The organism is Clostridium putrefaciens (assembly GCF_900461105.1).
Taxonomy (GTDB): Bacteria; Bacillota; Clostridia; order Clostridiales; family Clostridiaceae; genus Clostridium_L; species Clostridium_L putrefaciens.
In genome coordinates, this window is the sequence record NZ_UFWZ01000001.1 from 833330 (window position 1) to 853202 (window position 19873).

General features: G+C 30.7%; 17 protein-coding genes, 1 CRISPR repeat array and 1 riboswitch. Of the genes, 16 read left to right on the forward strand and 1 reads right to left on the reverse strand.

What is annotated here, in order from left to right:
• Nucleotides 1-2: 2 nt before the first annotated feature.
• Genes cas6 through cas2 form a run of 4 tightly spaced genes read left to right on the forward strand, consistent with a single transcriptional unit; the run spans nucleotide 3 to nucleotide 2676 of the window.
• Entirely contained in the window at nucleotides 3-764 is a 762-nt protein-coding gene (gene cas6, locus DY168_RS03605) for a CRISPR-associated endoribonuclease Cas6 (protein ID WP_172556257.1), read from the forward strand.
• A complete protein-coding gene (cas4, locus tag DY168_RS03610) occupies nucleotides 743-1351 on the forward strand; it encodes a CRISPR-associated protein Cas4 (RefSeq protein ID WP_115640527.1) in 609 nt (202 codons plus the stop codon). Before cas6 ends, cas4 begins: the two co-directional genes overlap by 22 nt.
• A gap of 36 nt (nucleotides 1352-1387) precedes the next feature.
• Nucleotides 1388-2386, forward strand: coding sequence for a CRISPR-associated endonuclease Cas1 (cas1, locus tag DY168_RS03615; RefSeq protein ID WP_115640528.1), 999 nt, complete (start codon nucleotides 1388-1390; stop codon nucleotides 2384-2386).
• Nucleotides 2387-2403: 17 nt separating this feature from the next.
• Nucleotides 2404-2676 carry a CRISPR-associated endonuclease Cas2 gene (gene cas2 / locus DY168_RS03620; RefSeq protein ID WP_029452502.1) on the forward strand — a complete coding sequence of 91 codons (273 nt, stop codon included), beginning with the start codon at nucleotides 2404-2406 and terminating at the stop codon, nucleotides 2674-2676.
• Nucleotides 2677-2842: 166 nt separating this feature from the next.
• Nucleotides 2843-5080: a CRISPR direct-repeat array (repeat unit 37 nt; unit sequence ATTTCTAAAGACATTAAGCTCCATTGGAGATTGAAAC).
• 127 nt (nucleotides 5081-5207) lie between these two features.
• Here the strand turns inward: cas2 and DY168_RS03625 are convergent.
• Nucleotides 5208-6248, reverse strand: coding sequence for a M42 family metallopeptidase (locus tag DY168_RS03625; RefSeq protein ID WP_115642403.1), 1041 nt, complete (start codon nucleotides 6246-6248; stop codon nucleotides 5208-5210).
• Between the two features lie 253 nt (nucleotides 6249-6501).
• Here DY168_RS03625 and DY168_RS03630 point away from each other — a divergent pair, with 253 nt between their 5' ends.
• From DY168_RS03630 to grdB, 12 genes are all read left to right on the forward strand, one after another.
• Nucleotides 6502-7962: a VanW family protein gene (locus tag DY168_RS03630; RefSeq protein ID WP_115640529.1), complete on the forward strand. Its 1461-nt coding sequence runs from the start codon at nucleotides 6502-6504 to the stop codon at nucleotides 7960-7962.
• Between the two features lie 266 nt (nucleotides 7963-8228).
• Nucleotides 8229-9170, forward strand: a complete 942-nt coding sequence (locus DY168_RS03635) for an AAA family ATPase (RefSeq protein WP_115640530.1) — start codon at nucleotides 8229-8231, stop codon at nucleotides 9168-9170.
• A 95-nt stretch (nucleotides 9171-9265) separates the two neighbouring features.
• A complete protein-coding gene (locus DY168_RS03640) occupies nucleotides 9266-10357 on the forward strand; it encodes a DUF58 domain-containing protein (RefSeq protein ID WP_172556258.1) in 1092 nt (363 codons plus the stop codon).
• Nucleotides 10358-10398: 41 nt separating this feature from the next.
• Nucleotides 10399-12591 (forward strand): transglutaminase-like domain-containing protein, encoded by a 2193-nt coding sequence (locus tag DY168_RS03645; RefSeq protein WP_115640532.1) that lies wholly within the window; start codon nucleotides 10399-10401, stop codon nucleotides 12589-12591.
• A gap of 100 nt (nucleotides 12592-12691) precedes the next feature.
• Nucleotides 12692-13525: a Cof-type HAD-IIB family hydrolase gene (locus tag DY168_RS03650; RefSeq protein ID WP_115640533.1), complete on the forward strand. Its 834-nt coding sequence runs from the start codon at nucleotides 12692-12694 to the stop codon at nucleotides 13523-13525.
• Between the two features lie 182 nt (nucleotides 13526-13707).
• The gene (locus tag DY168_RS03655) at nucleotides 13708-14175 is read left to right on the forward strand and encodes a tRNA (cytidine(34)-2'-O)-methyltransferase (RefSeq protein ID WP_115640534.1); all 468 of its coding nucleotides are present in this window, start codon (nucleotides 13708-13710) and stop codon (nucleotides 14173-14175) included.
• 232 nt (nucleotides 14176-14407) lie between these two features.
• Nucleotides 14408-14510: riboswitch (glycine riboswitch) on the forward strand.
• A 189-nt stretch (nucleotides 14511-14699) separates the two neighbouring features.
• A complete protein-coding gene (locus DY168_RS03660; protein WP_172556259.1) occupies nucleotides 14700-15080 on the forward strand; it encodes a GrdX family protein in 381 nt (126 codons plus the stop codon).
• Nucleotides 15081-15165: 85 nt separating this feature from the next.
• Nucleotides 15166-16095 carry a thioredoxin-disulfide reductase gene (gene trxB, locus DY168_RS03665; RefSeq protein WP_115640535.1) on the forward strand — a complete coding sequence of 310 codons (930 nt, stop codon included), beginning with the start codon at nucleotides 15166-15168 and terminating at the stop codon, nucleotides 16093-16095.
• A gap of 47 nt (nucleotides 16096-16142) precedes the next feature.
• Nucleotides 16143-16475: a thioredoxin family protein gene (locus DY168_RS03670; RefSeq protein WP_115640536.1), complete on the forward strand. Its 333-nt coding sequence runs from the start codon at nucleotides 16143-16145 to the stop codon at nucleotides 16473-16475.
• Between the two features lie 203 nt (nucleotides 16476-16678).
• Nucleotides 16679-17965 carry a glycine/sarcosine/betaine reductase component B subunit gene (locus DY168_RS03675; protein WP_115640537.1) on the forward strand — a complete coding sequence of 429 codons (1287 nt, stop codon included), beginning with the start codon at nucleotides 16679-16681 and terminating at the stop codon, nucleotides 17963-17965.
• A 36-nt stretch (nucleotides 17966-18001) separates the two neighbouring features.
• Complete coding sequence (gene grdA, locus DY168_RS03680) at nucleotides 18002-18472, forward strand: glycine/sarcosine/betaine reductase complex selenoprotein A (RefSeq protein WP_115640538.1); 471 nt, start codon at nucleotides 18002-18004, stop codon at nucleotides 18470-18472.
• Nucleotides 18473-18524: 52 nt separating this feature from the next.
• Nucleotides 18525-19829, forward strand: coding sequence for a glycine reductase complex selenoprotein B (gene grdB / locus DY168_RS03685; RefSeq protein ID WP_115640539.1), 1305 nt, complete (start codon nucleotides 18525-18527; stop codon nucleotides 19827-19829).
• Nucleotides 19830-19873 lie beyond the last annotated feature (44 nt).

Genomic DNA, 19873 nt, shown 5'->3' on the forward strand with positions numbered 1-19873 from the left:
ATATGTTAAATTATTATACTATACATTTTAGGAACAGGGATAAAGTTGAAAATACTATGGACACAGCAAGAATATGGCATGGAATATTCTTCAAGATACTAAAGGACTATGATAAGGATATTTCAACAAGGTATCATGAACAGCTAAGTAAGCAATCTTTTTCTATATCACCAATACTTAGTGAATACGGAGTCAATAAAGGATATTTTAGTGAAAACTCTTCATTAAAAGTAAATATATCATTATTTACTGATGAAATTAATAAAGGACTTTTTGAATTTATTAAAAAGAATAAAAGCTTTAATTATGGAGAAACTGAGCTTTTAATAGAGGAAATACATTTTAAGGTTATAGATGAAGAAACCTTGGACACATACAGGATTAAAAGAGGGATAATGAATTTTATAAGCCCCACAACATTTAGAATAAATCCTGTCAATTCACCACTGCCAAATCCAAAGAGGATATTTAAAAGTTTAAGTAAGACTTATTTAGATATCTTTGGAAAAGAGCTTTTGAATGATGAGATTATTGAACAACTTGAAAAGTATGTAGTTATAGAAGGACTTAACATTAATACAGAAGTAGCAAGATATAAGAAGTTTGATATAACAGGATTTAAAGGTCAGATAACTTTAAACTTGAAATTTCCAGATGAAGAAGTTCAAAGAAACCTAGAAAAGTTATTTGTATTAGCTTCTTATGTAGGCATAGGGTATAAAACAGGAATGGGGATGGGACAATGTATAGTGTTGAAGAAATAGATAAGGATTCTTTTTATATAGAAGCTAGTGCTGTTAATACTTATCTTTATTGTCCTAGACGTTGTTATTATGAATATATTCAAAATGAATTTGAAAGTAACGCTCATACTATTATTGGTGATCAAGTTCATGAAAATGTGGATGAGTTTGGGGAAGAGGACAGGCGTGGTAAGATTATATATAAAGCGGTTAAACTTATATCAGATAAGTACGGCGTAGTGCTTAAAGTTGATACAGTTGAAGAAGATGGAGAGATGATATACCCCGTAGAATATAAAAAAGGTAAAAGGGGCCTATGGAAAAATGATAAATATCAGATGGCATTACAAGCTATGTTATTAGAAGAAAAACTTAGTAGACCTGTAAATAAAGGATACATTTATTATGTTGGTTCAAAAGAGAGGGTAGAGTTTGAAATAAGTAATAAACTTAAACAAGAAGTAATTGAGACCGTTGAAGAAATAAGAAATCTATATAAGTCTATGAAAATACCTGAGGGCGTGGATGACAATAGGTGTAGGTATTGTAGTATAAACAACATATGTCTGCCAAGAGAACGAAGTATAATCAAAGCCATGAAAAGGTGATAAGTATTTATATAGTAGTAGGAGGTGATTAGTAAATTGAGTACACTTTACGTAACAGAGCAATATACTATGTTGAGAAAGGAAGATGAAAGATTAAAGTTATATAAGGGCAAAGAACTTTTGATTGATATACCTATATTTAAGATAAAGCAGGTTGTTATTTTTGGAGAAGTGACAGTTACAGCTTCAACTATAAGGCTATTTGCTGAAAATAAAATAACTTTATGCTACTTAACAGAGTGGGGAAAGTTTATAGGTCGTATGGAGGGGGAAGTTTCAAAAAATGTTATTGTAAGATTGAAGCAATATGAGAATCACATAGATATTGATAATGGATCAGTAAACTTTGCAAAAAGGTTTATATCAGGAAAGATTAAAAATAGTAGAACTATACTTATGAAAAGTAACCGTGTTGAAGAAAAGAGTCAAGAGTTTAAAGAGGCTATAGATGAGCTAAGCAGACTTGAAAAACGTCTTGAAGACCAAGATAATGTGGATTCTATAAGAGGGATAGAAGGAAGAGCAGCAGCAACTTACTTTTCTGTTTTTCCTGAAATGATAAAAGGTGATTTTACCTTTGAGAATCGTAACAAAAGGCCCCCGAAAGACCCTATAAATGCTATGTTAAGTTTTGGATATGTATTACTTGCAAATGAAATTTCTTCAGCAGTTTCAAGTGTAGGACTTGATCCTAATATAGGATATCTCCATAGATTAAGATATGGAAGACCATCTCTAGCGCTTGATTTGATGGAAGAATTTAGAGCTTTGTTTATAGATAGATTGGTAATTAGTATAGTAAATAATAAAATACTTAAACCGGATGATTTTGAAAATGTTTTAGGAGAAGTAAAAATGACTAAAAAAGCTATCAAAAAGTTTCTTCAAGCATATGAAGGTAAAAAGTATGATGAAATATATCATCCTCTATTTAAATATAAAACTACATACCAACAGTGCTTTCATATGCAAGCAAGATTATTTAGTAAGTCTTTGATGGAAGAAATTGAATATATACCATTTTTAATTAGATAAAAGGAAGTGAATATGGTATGATATATTTAGTTAGTTATGATATAGTTGATGATAAAAAGAGATATAGACTTCATAAAATGCTAAAGAATTTTGGATCTAGAAACCAATATAGTGTTTTTGAATGTGACTTAGATGGTAAAAAGTATGTTGAACTTGAATACAATATTAGAAAGATAAAGATTGAAAAAGGGGATAGTATTATGGTATATCCTATATGTTCATCTTGTGAATCTAAAATTATAAGAAAAGGTTCATTTGTTCCACTAGATGTTACAAATATGATTTATTAAATCGCAAGCCTGTGTGTATTGAAAAACACGGTACCTTGGCGATACTTGAAAATAGCCACTTTAGCAGGGATTACTGTAGTATTCACAAAATATTTTATTGAAGAAATAGTACCCCTGCGAAAAGAGGCCTGTGAGACCAGTGATTACAAGGCCTAAATCGCGAGCAATTTCTAAAGACATTAAGCTCCATTGGAGATTGAAACATAGATAAAAGCTTGCAATTGGTAAACGTTAATGGTATTTCTAAAGACATTAAGCTCCATTGGAGATTGAAACTAAGCAAGGGGATAATTTATCGGTTATAAATGGTACATTTCTAAAGACATTAAGCTCCATTGGAGATTGAAACCGGAAAAGCTTTACAAAGTATAAATACATGTGATATATTTCTAAAGACATTAAGCTCCATTGGAGATTGAAACCATGGTATACTATATATATAGTCAAGCAAGATATCTAATTTCTAAAGACATTAAGCTCCATTGGAGATTGAAACTGTATTAATTAAAAGGTAAGGAGGTATTTATATGGATTTCTAAAGACATTAAGCTCCATTGGAGATTGAAACAACTACTGGAACTAAGAACAGAATAGTCAAAACTAATTTCTAAAGACATTAAGCTCCATTGGAGATTGAAACCAAGCAAATAGATGAGGCTATTAATGGCATGGTGGATTTCTAAAGACATTAAGCTCCATTGGAGATTGAAACGATGATGAAAATACAATAAGAGCAAAAATAATTATCAATATTTCTAAAGACATTAAGCTCCATTGGAGATTGAAACAATCCATCTGTAAGAGTGGCTACACGCATAGCAAATGCATTTCTAAAGACATTAAGCTCCATTGGAGATTGAAACTCATAGGTTCCCGCCTCCTAATTTTTTATTCCTTTGATTTCTAAAGACATTAAGCTCCATTGGAGATTGAAACAATGAACTCCATGGATCTGGGCAAAGGCAGGGTAAAATTTCTAAAGACATTAAGCTCCATTGGAGATTGAAACACAATATGCCTACTCAATACAGTATGGATTTGGGAATTTCTAAAGACATTAAGCTCCATTGGAGATTGAAACTATTGCACATTACCATATTTAATAAAGCTACGGCAATTTCTAAAGACATTAAGCTCCATTGGAGATTGAAACATCGAGGGCGTGTGAAAGCAGACCAGACAAGCACCCATTTCTAAAGACATTAAGCTCCATTGGAGATTGAAACCGAAACCTTAATACACGCTAGAGGCGGACAAGCAGAGATTTCTAAAGACATTAAGCTCCATTGGAGATTGAAACTTTATAGATGATAGAGGGAGACAAAAGGCTTTAATATAATTTCTAAAGACATTAAGCTCCATTGGAGATTGAAACACTTCTCTTTGTTCTTTTTCTAATACATCTATTATCTATTTCTAAAGACATTAAGCTCCATTGGAGATTGAAACATTTGACACTATACAAGTATGTATTGGTATGCTAGATTTCTAAAGACATTAAGCTCCATTGGAGATTGAAACGCAAGGGAAATAATTTGTATATATTGATAGCAGGGTATTTCTAAAGACATTAAGCTCCATTGGAGATTGAAACGTCCTAAATCCTACGGTAACCATTCCAATATTATTTAATTTCTAAAGACATTAAGCTCCATTGGAGATTGAAACAATTCCAGATGGCAAAGGTAGAGCTGAATGGCTTGATTTCTAAAGACATTAAGCTCCATTGGAGATTGAAACTTCGATACTTCCTTCAACTTTGGATGATAATACACAAATTTCTAAAGACATTAAGCTCCATTGGAGATTGAAACACCTTCTGTAGCTTGGACTACAGTAATACCGCTAGATTATTTCTAAAGACATTAAGCTCCATTGGAGATTGAAACTTAAGCAAACCACAAGGGACCTAAAACTTTACACAATTTCTAAAGACATTAAGCTCCATTGGAGATTGAAACTCAATCTTTAAATTTATAAAAGCCTTTTCCCATGCTCCATTTCTAAAGACATTAAGCTCCATTGGAGATTGAAACCGCAGATGGATATATTTGATATATCCATCAACCAAATATTTCTAAAGACATTAAGCTCCATTGGAGATTGAAACGCGAGCCGTCCTCTATGTCACCTGATATAGTCAACCATTTCTAAAGACATTAAGCTCCATTGGAGATTGAAACAATTTGGACTTGATCCGCAGAATAGCTGGCGGGGAAAATTTCTAAAGACATTAAGCTCCATTGGAGATTGAAACATGATGTAGCGGCCAAAAGGCTGCACAAATTAGCAATTTTTCTAAAGACATTAAGCTCCATTGGACATTGAAACGTATGAACTAACTCAAAACTATAAAAATATATCCGAATTTCTAAAGACATTAAGCTTAGTGGTATATTAAAACAAATACTTGTGGGCGTATATTAATTTTAATAGACAAAAAAAGACTTTAGTAAGATTAATTCAATCAACTAAAGTCTTTTTTATTGTATTGGGTAATGGTGAAATTGTGTTTTACTGTTTGAATATTTTTATTTACATAAGCTATATTTAATAACTAGGTCTAAAGTTGCTATTAAAGCATCCATGTGGGTTCTTTCATAGGCATGTGAAGCAAATACTCCAGGGCCTATAAGGGCTGCTTTAACGTCCCAACCAGCGCCTAATACTGCTGAAGCGTCTGAACCGTAATATGGATATATGTCAATTTTATAGTCTATATTATTTTCTACACATACATCTATTAAGGTTTTTCTTAAATTATAATCATAAGGACCTGAAGAGTCTTTTGCACAGATGCAAACAGCATATTCAGAAGAGTTTTGGCCAGGACCTGGTGCACCCATGTCTACGGCTATAAATTCTCTTGTGTTTTCAGGAATAGAGGCCTTTGCGCCATGTCCTACTTCTTCATAATTACTTATGAAAAAGTTTGTGGTATGAGCTGGTTTTATATCATTATTTATCATTAATTCTATAGTATAAAGTAATACTGCAACGCTAGCCTTATCATCTAAATATCTACTCTTTATATATCCTTTTTCAGTGAAGGTAGTTCTAGTATCAAGGCAGATGAAGTCCCCTACATTTATTCCAAGGTTCTCTGTGTCGGATTTAGAGCTTACTCTTTCATCTAAGATAACCTCCATATTTTCTGGGGTTCTTTTAAGTTCACGAGCTTCATCACCGCTTATGTGAACAGAAGGCTTTATAGTTTGTACAGTACCTGTGTAGCTACTACCATCTAATGTTTCCACGGTGCAGTTCTCACCATCTATAGCAGTCATCATGTAGCCTCCAACTGGAATTAAAGCTAAAGTACCATTTGATTTAATTTCTTTAACCATAGCACCTAAGGTATCTACATGAGCAGAAAATGTTCTTTGATAAGAGTCATCTAAACCTTTTATAGTAACAATTAAAGCACCTTTAGTAGTTTCAATAAAATTTGCTTTTAAATCTTTAAGTTCTTTTTTTAGATAGTTATTTATATTATTTGTATACCCTGTAGGACTTGAAATTTTTAAGATGTTTTCAAGATAATAGGTTAGTCTATCTTTGTTGTAATTAATGGACATAATATCACTCCTTAGTGTATATTTAATATAGGGTGACTTTGAATATGGTCTTTATTTATTTCAAAAGCACCTAATATAAATTTTAACATAAATTTTGCTAAAAATTAAACAATTTTATAAAAAGTGTGTATAATATATGAAGTAACTAAAAATAATCTTTAAATAAATATTAACAATTATGAGTCTATCATGTTTTAAACTACGTATAATTTAGAGTACAACATATGTATGTGAAAGGGGATATCAAATGGATCAACAAGAGGAACAAAAAGAGGAACAACAAGTGGATCAACAAGAGGAACATAAAGAGGAACAACAAGTGGAAAACACTGAAAAAAAAGATAGAAATAAAAAAGGTATTATAATTATATCCATTGTGGTTTTAGCAATTATATTTTCATTATCAGCTTACTTAACATATATGTACAAATACACTTTAAGTTGGGATAATTATATATATTCAGGTGTTAAAGTAGAATCAGTAGACATATCAGGAAAAACTAAGGAAGAAGCCATAGAGTTGTTAAAAGAAAATTATGGTGATGCAATTCTAAATAAAAAATTATCTGTTAAGGCTTTAGAAAACATATATGATATGGATTATGGTAAGCTTGAATCTAAATATAATATAGAAGATGTTGTAGATGAATCCTTTGATTATGGAAAAAGTAGCAAGATGTTAGAGAAATATAGAATGCTTAAAACTCATTCCGGTAAGGAAATAAATTTAGATTTTACCTATGACCCAACATATATAGATGAATTTATTGAAACTATAGCTACAGAAGTTAACGTGGCGCCAATAAATGCAAAGCTTAGTATGGCATCTAGTGGTAAATTTAATGTATCAGAAGATAAACCTGGTTATGAGATTGATAAAGAGAAACTAAAAACTGATATAATATCAAATATTAATGGCAAGGTAGACGAAAAGGTTGAAATTGAGGCTAAGGTAGATGAAATAAAGCCTAATGTAGTAGCCTCAGAGTTAAGTAAGATTAATTCTAAAATAGCGTCCTTTTCAACTAGGTACTCACATAACTCTACTAATGACAGGGCTATTAATGTAGAAATTGCAACTAATGCAATAAATGGCAAGCTTCTTATGCCAGGAGATACCTTTAGTTATAACGATGTAGTAGGTAAAAGAACAGCGGCAAAGGGATATAGGAATGCTCCTGTAATAGTTGGCAATAAGGTTGAAGATGACTTAGGTGGTGGAATATGCCAGGTATCTAGTACACTGTATCAAGCAGTTTTAAGAACTGGTCTTAAGTCTGTTGAAAGATATAATCATTCATTAGGTACAAGTTATGTGCCACTTGGATTAGATGCTACAGTAGATTTTGGTAGCTCTTTAGATTACAAGTTTAGAAACACATTTAATTCACCTATATATATAGAAGGCGTAACTAGTAAAGATAGAGTACTAAGCTTTAACATATACGGCAATAGTGCATCTACAGGAAGGACTTACGAAATTGTATCAGAGGCTTATGAAACAATAAATGCAGGAGTTAAAAATGTAGAAGATCCAAATCTTTTAGAGGGACAAACGGTTGTAGAAAAGAATCCTATAAATGGGACAAAGGTTAAGGTTTATAGAAAGGTTTATGAAAATGGAACATTAATAGATACTGAATTCTTATCTAATGATACTTATAGGTCTATAGATGGAATAGTAAGAGTAGGAACTAAAAAACCATAAATTATTAATTTAAATAAGGAAGTCTTTAAGCGGTAAAGTATAAAGACTTCCTTATTTTTATACATTTGATTAAGGAATGAACAAGTTGGGTATAATGTGAGCTATGGTGAAATGTCCCATTGACTGTTAAATAGCATAAAAATAAAACAAGATTCTAAACTTATTTAAATTAAGAGGTAGAGTAACAGTAGTCAGAACATCATGATATACTTATATAAGGAAAAATAGAATTATTAGTAAGGAGGTAGCAGTTTTTGCGTTAATTTATGATAGAAGTAGATTTAATAAATAAAATCTTAAATAATATACAAAAAGTGATAATTGGTAAGCAAGATGAAATAACCAATGTTTTAAAGGCTGTTATAGCTGGAGGGCATGTATTAATAGAAGATGTACCAGGTGTTGGTAAAACTACTCTAGTTAAAGCTTTAGCGAGATCCTTGTCCTTAAACTATAGTCGTATTCAGTTTACACCAGACTTATCACCATCAGACATAATAGGCATTTCAATTTATGATCAAAAGAGTATGGAGTTTCAATTTAATAAGGGACCCATATTTTCAAATATAGTCCTAGCAGATGAAATAAATAGAACCTCTCCTAAAACTCAATCAGCACTTTTAGAAGTTATGGAAGAATATCAAGTGTCTGAAGGAAATGATACCTACAAGGTAGAAACACCCTTCTTCGTGCTAGCAACACAAAATCCTATAGAGTATGAAGGGACATTTTCACTCCCAGAAGCTCAGTTAGATAGATTTATGATTATGGTGAGACTTGGATATCCATCAAAAGAAAGCGAAAAACAAATATTAAAGTTATATAAAGAAAAAGAGCCCTTTCAGTATATGGATGGAGCTATAAATAAAGAGGAATTATTATATCTTCAAAAGCAAGTTAGAAAAGTTAAGGTTAATGATAAAATTTTAGATTATATGGTAGCTATATCAGAGGCAACAAGGAATTCTAAGTATTTATCATTAGGGGTAAGTACAAGAGCTGTAATGTCACTACAAAGGATAGGTCAAGCTTCAGCGCTAATAAAAGGAAGAGATTATGTAATACCAGAAGACATAAGAGAAAATGTAAGTTTAGTACTATCTCATAGAATAATATTATCATCTAAGGCTGTGGCTAACGGATATAATAAAGAAAATATGATTTCAGATATAGTGAAAGATATAGAAGTCCCAAAGGTAACTATGTGATGAAAATAGATCATAGGATAAACAAAATAAATGTTAAATTTATTTTATTGCTACTTATAACATCTATATATGCTTATATTCAAGGTGGAGCTCTATTGTACACTATATTATATATTTTTTTATCTATATTTATAATAGATATTATAACCTGCATATCATACTATTTTTCTATAAATATAAATGTGGAGCTAAATGAAGATACATTTTACGTTAAAGATAATACAAAGGTTAAATTAATAGCTTCTAATAAAGGGATATTTAAGATACCTTATTTAACAATTAGAGGAGAAATGTTTTCTTTAAAGGAAGATAAATATGAAGGTGAAGCTATTTCCATTCCGTACTTTGGAGTATCAGAGTATAACTATTGTATAAAATTTAAAGTTCGAGGAAATTATGACCTGAAAAGCTTTACGATTATTATTTCAGATATATTTAATATAATAAATGTAAAAAAGCAAATTAAAAATAAAGATTCAATAAAAGTTTATCCTAAAATTTATGACTTAAAAAAGTTAATGTCCTCTAAAAACAAGTTTTATGAAAACTCATTTTTAAAGAGGGGATTTCTAGAGGATATATATTCAGTAAAGGAAATGAGGGAGTATAGGCAAGGAGACAATTTAAAGCGAATAAATTGGAAGGTAAGCGCTAAAGCAAATAAGCTTGTTGTAAAAGACTATGAAGCATTATCCTGTAAAGAGGTGATAGTGCTATTAGATATGGATGAATCTATCTATGAAGAAGATAAATTAGGGTTAAAGGAACAAAATCTTATAGATATATGCGTTTCATGGGTAAGATACAGCTTAAATCAAAATATAAGAGTTAAACTTTATATAAATGCTAAAAATGAAGAAATTATAACTATAAAAAATAAAGAAGAGTTTTCTAATCTTATGGAGTTTTTTGTAGAAAATAAAAGTGATGGAGTTAGAGAATATAATAAATTTATAGTATCAAAATCAAAGGAACTAATGAATAATACTATTATAATGATAACAGGCAAGGTTACAGGAAGCTTAATTAAATCTTTATTAAAAATAGGTAAAGATAAAAAGAATATAACAGTTTTTTATTTAGAAAGGGAAAAAACTAAAGAAGGTTTTGAAAACTTATTGGTTAATGGAATAAACTTAGTAGATATTAATCTAATGGTTAGAGAACTTCATGATAGTTCTTTTTAAAACACAAATTAGTATAAGGCCATAAGGTAGGTGATGATATTATGGGATTAAAGAATATAAGATGGGTGGCCATTATATTTTATTTAAACATAATTTTCTTTTTTAAGTTATTAATAAATAGTTATAAGATTATAAACTTTAATTATACATATATAACTATTTTGATATTAATAACTTTTATTTTCTTTTATGTATATAAAGAAATTTTAGTGTATAAAAGGTATAAGGTAGCAGTTTGGAGTTTAATAATCATAGTAAGTTTAATATTCATATACTTTAATAAAGAAAGTGTTATTATGTTTAACAAGTCTATTATAGAAGATTTAGATTTATTAAATACAATTATATCAAGTGGAAAGGATACAAACTTTAACGATTATAAAAGAATAATAACTGTTATACTTCCTATATTTTGTTTAGTGATATTTTCATTTTTCTACAAAGGAATTACTCATATCTTATTGATTTTAATCACCTTTACTATGCTGTTTTTATGGTATTTAGGTTATGAGACTTCAGTTGAGGCAAGCTTATTTTATTACTCTTTAATTGTAGTTGTTGATTTTTCTGTATCATCTAATATACACAATATGAAAAAGATGAGAACACACAATATAAGAGAAGATATAAATAGCACCTCAGTAATTACACAAACCTTATTTTACGGATGTTTAATAGCAATGCTAATTAAATTGTATCCAGTAAATATTGAAGGTAGGTATGGAAACATATTAAAGTCTAAAATAAATAGTGCCATAACTAGTGAAAATATAGAAGGTAGTTTAAATGAAAAGGGTTATGGATTAAAGGTTTCAGGATATAATGATAGTAGCTTTAAACTAGGTGGTAAAATACAATTAGATAATAAAGAAGCTTTTAAGGTGAAGACTGATCAAAGCTACCACTTAAAGGGAAGTGTAAAAACTATTTATACAGGGAATTCTTGGCTTGTACAATATGAAGAATTACACAATATGTTTAAAAATAGGGACACAAATAGTAGGTATATAAGTTATTTTGGAGAAATGAAAAAAGACCAAATGTATATAGAGACTATTAATATTAAAACCAACACGTTATTTACTCCGATTTATACCATAGATATAAATTATCCAGAAAGTAAAAGTATTTATAAAGACGAAAGTACAGACATTTATAAATCTTCTAATATAATAAAAGAAGTATATAAATTAGAATTTATAGATGAGTATAGAATGAAACCTATATTAATTAATAAGGGTACGGATTATGCTAGGGAAGATTTATATAACTACACTCAGTTACCAGACTCCATAACTGAAAGAACTAAAGCTTTAGTAGAGGATATAGTAAAGGGAACGGATAATCCATTAGAAAAGTCAAAAAGGATAAACGAATACTTAGAATCAAATTATAACTATTCTTTAGATGTTAAAGATGTTCCCTTAGATAAAGACTTTGTAGATTACTTTCTATTTGAAGAAAAGAAGGGCTATTGTGTCTATTTTGCAACGGCATCAACTGTTATGAATAGGATAGCAGGGGTTCCATCAAGGTATGTGGAAGGGTTTAATATGCCAAAGGAGAAGAATTATGAAGACTTTTATTTAGTTACGAATAAAGATGCTCATGCTTGGACAGAAATACTAGTAGATTCTAAAAATATGATATGGACTATAGAAGATTCAGCTCCTACAGCTAGAGAATATGAAAGTTCCTTAAGCGAAAACATGCCTGAAGTTAACATAAATAGCGCTTCTGATGAGAATTTAATGCAAGACCATAGTAAAGATATAATTGATAAAGATACTGGTGATGAGGGAAATGACATAAATACTAATTTAAATTATAGAGATAAAGGTAATTATATTTTAATTAACGTAATAATTGCAGTATTTATATACCTTGGTATTAACATAGTTACTCAAAATAGAAGAAAAAACAAAATATTAAAGGGTGATTATAAATATTCTTATTTCTATTTAGAAAGAAGACTTAAAACTATAGGAATAAAAAGAGAAGACAATGAAACAGAAAAGGATTATATAAATAAGATTAGTAATATTAAGCTTAGAGATACATGTATAGAGTTAATAGAATTCTTATATAAAGATTATTATGGAGATTACAAATCAACGGAGTTTAAAGGGGAAAGGTTTTATTTTAATTTAGAAAGTTATTTAAGAAAAACACAAGGAATAAGCTACTATCTTTATAGAAATATTATATTTTTTAGGGTTAAAACTAATTCTTAGATTAAGGGGTGGTTTTAATTTTTTTAAAATTTGATATAATGGTATGTGTATGAGTATCTAACCTTAGAGATAAAGGGTGATAACTAGAAGGAGAAGTTGTATGAAATATAAAATGATATGTACCGATATGGATGGTACTTTATTAAATACTAATAAAGAAATCAGTAACAAAACAAAAGAATCTATAAAAAGAGCGGATGAAATGGGGGTACATGTAGTTTTAAGTACAGGAAGAATGTTTAATTCGGCAAACTATTATGCATCAATGATAGATATAAAGACACCTATAATTTCAGCTAATGGAGCATTTATAAGAGATAGGAGCAAGGAAGAGGTTATATATAAAAATGTTTTAGGTAAAGAAAATTGCAAGATTTTACTTGAAATATTAAAAAGACATAATATTCATGGCCATTTCCATACACCAAGTTCATTATTTTCAGACAAACTAGTTTTTTCTGCAAAGATATATGATGATATGAATAAAGATTTACCAGAGGATAACAAAATAGAAATCAACATAATAAAAGATAACTGGGATGAAGTATTTGAAAAAAATGAAGAGTCTATAGTGAAGTGTATAGGGATAGATGAAGATGTAGAGAAGGTTAAAAGAGCTAAAATTGATATGTTAAAGGTTAAAGGCATAGAAGTTGTAAGCTCTTATGAAAATAACTTTGAAATAATGACAAATGGAGTATCTAAAGGAAGAGGAGTAGAGATTTTAGCGGCGTATTATAATATTAAGCCTGAAGAGATAATCTGTATTGGAGATAACGAAAATGATTTATCTATGATAAAATTTGCAGCGCTTGGTGTTGCTATGGGAAATGCCCCTAGTAGTATAAAAGAGCAGGCAGATTATGTAACTGATACTAATGATAATGATGGAGTTGCAAAAGTTATAGAAAAATTCATACTAAATTCACTATAAATGTAATATAGTTATATTATAATATATATAGTGATGTAAGCTTATATTATAATGTGTATAGTAATCTAAACTTATATTATAAAAGAGTAAAAATCAATAAAGTAATATAGAAACATTATTTTATATAAAAACTGAAAAGTTTTTATATTATTTAAAATTCTAAAATAGCGGAGGCAATAAAATTGAACTTAAATATAGTATTGTATCAACCAGAAATACCACAAAACACAGGAAATATAGCTAGAACTTGCGTATTAACTAACTCTAAGTTACATCTTATAAAACCTTTAGGTTTTAGTTTAGATGAAAAACATGTTAAAAGAGCTGGTCTTGATTATTGGCCTCTATTAGATATTGAAATTCATGAAAGTTATGAGGCGCTTAGAGAGAAATATCAAGATGGGACATTTTATTTTTCTACTACTAAGGCTAAATATTTTTACCATGAAGTAGAATTTAAAGAAGGTGATTTTATAGTATTTGGTAGAGAATCTATGGGGCTTCCAGATTCCATAAGAGATAGCGATCCTAATAAATGTATAAGAATTCCCATGATTAACACTACAACTAGGTCCTTAAATCTTTCAAATACTGTATCCATAGTGGCTTATGAAGCCTTAAGGCAGATGGATTTTCCTGTTATGAAATAATGCAAACTTATGTATAGTAGATTAATTAAATTAACATTTTTAATATATATGGTATTTTAAATAGAATTTTGTCGAAATAAATATAAATTTGTCAATCTATACGGTTTCATAATAGGTGCTATAAAAAAATACTATAGAAGATATTTGAAATAACAGTAGAACTTTTATCTTTTATGGGTTACAATAAGGGTGAAAAAAATAACAAGCTAAATGAAATTTAATATATAAGTGAATGAAGTTTTCGGGAGATAACCTTATAAAAAAGGTAGCCGAAGGAGTAAGTAATATAGCCCATATATTATGAATCTCTCAGGCAAAAGGACCGAATACTGACACATCTCTGGAAAGCGATAGCACCGAAGGAGTAATTCTCTCAGGTAAAAAGACAGAGGAAAAGGGAGTAAGCCTTTTTTCTCTGTCTTTTTTTATAAAATAATAAGACGAACAATTCAAAATAAGGGCTTTAAAGAATCAAAAGGGATATAAGAAAGATTTTTAAATTTCATAACTAGGAAGGAATTAATATGATTATTGAAAAGTTTATTGTAATTACAAATAACACTTTAAGTAAAGAAAACCTGGAAAAGCATTACAGTGTAGAATTTTTAAGTATTGCACCTTTAGACTTGCTTTGTAAGGTTAGGGATTATATACATCTTGGACATAGATTATTAACCCATCCCCTTATGAGTAGTATAAAGCCTAACGAAACTCCATTTAGAACAGTATTAATATCAAGGGACAAGTTAGAACAATTAGATATGGATTCTCTAAATATTATTGAAAATTCTATAAATACTACAAAAAGATTTCTTAATGACTTTGATACACCAAATTGGACAGAGGAAATTTTACAGGACTTTCAATTAATAGATTATGATTTAATACATCATGCTATAAATTAAATCCAATTTAGGATAAGATTTATGTTAAAATAAATTGTATAAATAATTAGAATCATTAACTTAAATTATGTAAGGAGGAATTTCCATGGCTCAAATTTATGATACAATAATACTAGGCGGTGGCCCAGCAGGTTTATCCGCAGGATTATACGCTTCAAGATCAAAGATGAAAACTCTTTTAATAGAAAGAGGTAAGTTTGGTGGTCAAACAGCTACTACAGATGAATTAGAAAACTATCCAGGATCAGCTCCAGACTGTACAGGACCACAATTAGTAGAGAGAATGAGAAAGCAAGCAGAAGAATTTGGAACTGAGTTTTTAAAAGATGAGGTTTTAGAAGTTGAATTAGAAGGAAAGATAAAGAAGATAATTTGTAAAAAGGGAACTTATGAAGCTAAAACTATAATAATAGCTACAGGTGCTTACCCAAGACTTTCAGGATTCAAAAATGAAACTGAACTTAGAGGTAAGGGAGTTTCTTACTGTGCAACTTGTGATGCTGATTTCTTTACAGAATTAGATGTAGCTGTTATAGGTGGTGGAGATTCTGCTATAGATGAAGCTATATACTTAACTAAGTTTGCAGATAGTGTAACTATAATTCATAGAAGAGAAGGATTTAGAGCAGCTAAAACTTCTTTAGAAAAAGCACAAAAGAATCCAAAAATAAAATTCATATTAGACACAGTAGTTGAAGAGGCTAAGGGCGATGAAATTCTTGAGGGATTAGTTCTTAGAAATGTAAAAACAAATGAAGTAACTGATCTTACTGTAGATGGATGTTTTGTATTTGTAGGATATCTTCCAATATCAGAATTGTTTAAAGGAAAAATTAAGCTAAATGATAGAGGCGATATAATAACTGATGAGGAAATGAGATGTGACATTGAAGGCGTATTTGCAGCTGGAGACATAAGAGAAAAGACTTTAAGACAAGTAGTAACAGCTACTGCTGACGGAGCTATTGCAGCAACTACAGCAGAAAAATATGTAGAAGCTAATTTTGAGGATTAATTAAAATTTAAATAGATCCAAAAATAAAGAAAGTGGAGGGATTTACAATGTTAGAATTAAACAAAGAGAACTTTGAAGCAGAGGTAACTAACTATACAGAAAAGCCTGTATTCGTTGATTTTTGGGGAGATAAGTGTGAAATATGTTTAGAGCTTATGCCAGGAGTACATGCGTTAGAGGAAAAATATAGTGATAAAATAAAATTTGCTAGCTTAAACATTGGTGGTTCTAGAAGACTTGCTATATCACAAAAGGTTTTGGGATTACCAACAATGATAATATACAAAAATGGTGAGAGATCAGAAGTTATAACTCCAGATAAAATAGGCACCATTGATGATGTAGAAAATTTCATAAAATCAGTATACGATACACTATAATTTATTTATTGTCTATAAGTCAAAAACTTAATTATTTAGGATTAAATTAATGATTAAAGACATTAAATAGTAATCTTTAAATTTCAGATGAAGTTTAAAGCTTCATCTGAAATAAAAGTAATATTTATTAAGTTCCAAACTGAGTTACTGTGTATATTTCATAGCAGCTTGGATAATATAAGAATATTTAGGAGGTGAACGCTTTGCGTCTAGAAATTGGAAATATATTCATAAAGGATGTTCAATTTGGACCAGAGACTAAAGTTCAAAATGGTGTACTCTATGTAAATAAAGAAGAATTGTTACAAGAAGTGTCTGGAGATGAGAGAATTCAAAGCATCGACTTTGATATCGCAAGACCAGGTGAAGAAGTAAGAATTATACCTGTAAAAGACGTAATTGAGCCTAGAGTAAAAGTTGAAGGTAAGGGTGGAATATTCCCAGGCTTCATGAGTAAAGTTGATACTGTAGGATCAGGAAGAACACATGTATTAAAAGGCGCTGCTGTAGTTACTACAGGTAAAATTGTAGGGTTCCAAGAAGGGATTATTGACATGGCAGGAGAGGGTGCTAAATACACTCCATTCTCAAAAACTAATAACTTAGTTATAATAGTTGAGCCAAAAGAAGGCGTACTTCAACATGATCATGAGCAAGCAGTAAGAATGGTAGGATTTAAAGCAGCTACATACTTAGGTAAGGCAGGGAAAAATGTAGAGCCTGACGAAGTAAAAACTTTTGAAACATTACCATTGTTAGAGCAAGTTAAACAGTACCCAGACTTACCAAAGGTTGTATATGTTTACATGCTTCAAACTCAAGGATTACTTCACGATACCTATGTTTATGGAGTAGATGCTAAGAAGATAATTCCTACATTTATCTACCCAACAGAAGTATTTGATGGAGCCGTAGTAAGCGGAAACTGTGTTTCAGCTTGCGATAAGAATCCAACTTATGTTCATTTAAACCAACCTATAATTGAAGACTTATATTCAAGACATGGTAAAGATTATAACTTCTTAGGTTGTGTTATAACTAATGAAAACGTATATCTTGCAGACAAAGAAAGATCATCAAGTATGACTGCAAAATTAGTTGAATTCTTAGGAGCAGAAGCAGTTATAATATCAGAAGAAGGATTTGGTAATCCAGATGCTGACTTAGTTATGAACTGTAACAAGATAACAGAAAAAGGCATAAAAACAGTACTTGTTACTGATGAATATGCAGGACAAGATGGAAGTTCACAATCACTTGCAGACTCAACTCCAAAAGGAGATGCGATAGTTACAGGCGGAAACGCTAATGAAGTTATAACATTGCCTCCAATGAAGAGAGTAATAGGTCACCCAGAAGTTGCAAATATAATTGCTGGAGGATACCTAGGAAGTCTAAGAGAAGATGGATCTATAAATGCAGAAATTCAAGTTATAACAGGAGCTACTTCAGAAGTTGGGTTTAACTACTTAACTGCTAAGGGTTACTAAAACTAAAAACGTTTATATAAGAAGGGATGGAATAATATGTTAGAAGGAAAAAAAGTTATTGCAATAGGAGATAGAGACGGTATACCAGGTCCTGCTATAGAATCTTGCGTAAAATCCGCAGGAGCAGAAGTAGTTTTCGTTTCAACAGAATGCTTTGTTTGAACAGCTGCAGGAGCTATGGATCTGGAGATCCAACAAAGAGTAAAAGACCTTTCTGAAAAGCATGGTCCAGAAAATTTAATAGTTATAATAGGTGGAGCAGAAGCAGAAGCTTCAGGACTTTCAGCAGAAACAGTTGCTGCTGGAGACCCAACATTTGCAGGTCCTTTAGCAGGAGTTGAGCTAGGACTTGGAGTTTACCACATGGTAGAACCTGAAATCAAAGACGAATGCAATGCAGAAATTTATGATGAGCAATGCGGAATGATGGAAATGGTTTTAGATGTAGATACTATAATATCAGAAGTTAAAGGTGTAAGAGATCAATTTTCTAAATTCAATAAATAAGATTAAAAAAATAAAAAACTAATAATAAACTCCATGAAGGGGGGAAATAATTTTGATACGTGTAGTACATTATATTAATCAATTTTACGCTGGAATAGGTGGAGAAGAGAAAGCAGATATAACACCAGAATCTAGAGAAGGATTCATAGGACCTGGTATGGGTCTTAATGGATTACTTAAGGGTGAGGCTACCATAGTTGGAACTATAATCTGTGGAGACTCATACTTTAATGAAAATATGGAAGAGGCTGAAGCTAAAATAATAGAAATGGTGAAGGAATTTAAACCAGATTTATTTATAGCGGGACCAGCATTTAATGCAGGAAGATACGGTGTTGCTTGCGGTGCTGTAGCAAAAGCTGTTGAAGAGAAGTTAAATATACCAGTGCTTACAGCAATGTATCCAGAAAACCCTGGATCAGACATGTACAAAAAGCATGTATATATTGTTGAAACAAGAAATAGTGCAGTTGGCATGAGACAGGCTCTTCCAGCAGTAGCTAAATTAGCTTTAAAACTTGCAAAAGGTGAAGAGATATTATTACCATCAGAAGATGGTTACATTGAAAGAGGCATAAGAAAGAACTATTTCAATGCAAAAAGAGGTTCTGAAAGAGCAGTTGATCTATTAGTTAAAAAGCTTAAAGGTGAAGAATTCGAAAGTGAATTCAAAATGCCAGTATTCGATAGAGTAGAAGCATTACCACCAGTAGCTGATATAACTAAAGCTAAAATTGCTATAGTAACATCTGGGGGAACAGTTCCAAAAGGAAACCCAGATCATATAGAATCATCTAGTGCTTCTAAATACGGTGAGTATAACATAGAAGGAGTAATGGATTTAACAAAAGACACTTATGAGACAGCTCATGGTGGATATGATCCAACTTATGCTAATGATGACTCAGATAGAGTAATTCCTGTAGATGTTTTAAGAAACATGGAAAAGGAAGGAAAAATCGGATCACTTCATAATTTATTCTATTCTACAGTTGGTAATGGAACAGCAGTTGCATCTTCAAAGAAATTTGGAGAAGAAATAGCTAAAAAGTTAATCGCTGATGGAGTAGATGCAGTTATATTAACTTCTACTTGAGGAACTTGTACACGTTGCGGTGCAACGTTAGTTAAAGAAATTGAAAGAGCTGGATTACCAGTAGTTCATATGTGTACGGTAGTTCCAATATCTCTAACAGTTGGAGCTAACAGAATAGTTCCTACTATAGCTATACCACATCCATTAGGAAACCCAGCATTAACTCCTAAAGATGAGTATGAGCTTAGATACAAATTGGTTGAAAAGGCTCTAGAAGCTCTTGAAACACCAGTAGAAGGTCAAAAGGTATTTGAAGTTTAAAATACTTAAAATTATAGGAGCAAGTCATATGACTTGCCCCTATA

Bases quoted from the DNA above. Each gene is read 5' to 3' on its own strand.
- DY168_RS03650 (WP_115640533.1), top strand. From the start codon at position 12,692: ATGAAATATAAAATGATATGTACCGATATGGATGGTACTTTATTAAAT.
- DY168_RS03660 (WP_172556259.1), top strand. From the start codon at position 14,700: ATGATTATTGAAAAGTTTATTGTAATTACAAATAACACTTTAAGTAAA.
- DY168_RS03635 (WP_115640530.1), top strand. From the start codon at position 8,229: ATGATAGAAGTAGATTTAATAAATAAAATCTTAAATAATATACAAAAA.
- cas4 (WP_115640527.1), top strand. From the start codon at position 743: ATGTATAGTGTTGAAGAAATAGATAAGGATTCTTTTTATATAGAAGCT.
- DY168_RS03670 (WP_115640536.1), top strand. From the start codon at position 16,143: ATGTTAGAATTAAACAAAGAGAACTTTGAAGCAGAGGTAACTAACTAT.
- cas6 (WP_172556257.1), top strand. From the start codon at position 3: ATGTTAAATTATTATACTATACATTTTAGGAACAGGGATAAAGTTGAA.
- DY168_RS03645 (WP_115640532.1), top strand. From the start codon at position 10,399: ATGGGATTAAAGAATATAAGATGGGTGGCCATTATATTTTATTTAAAC.
- DY168_RS03630 (WP_115640529.1), top strand. From the start codon at position 6,502: ATGGATCAACAAGAGGAACAAAAAGAGGAACAACAAGTGGATCAACAA.
- trxB (WP_115640535.1), top strand. From the start codon at position 15,166: ATGGCTCAAATTTATGATACAATAATACTAGGCGGTGGCCCAGCAGGT.
- cas2 (WP_029452502.1), top strand. From the start codon at position 2,404: ATGATATATTTAGTTAGTTATGATATAGTTGATGATAAAAAGAGATAT.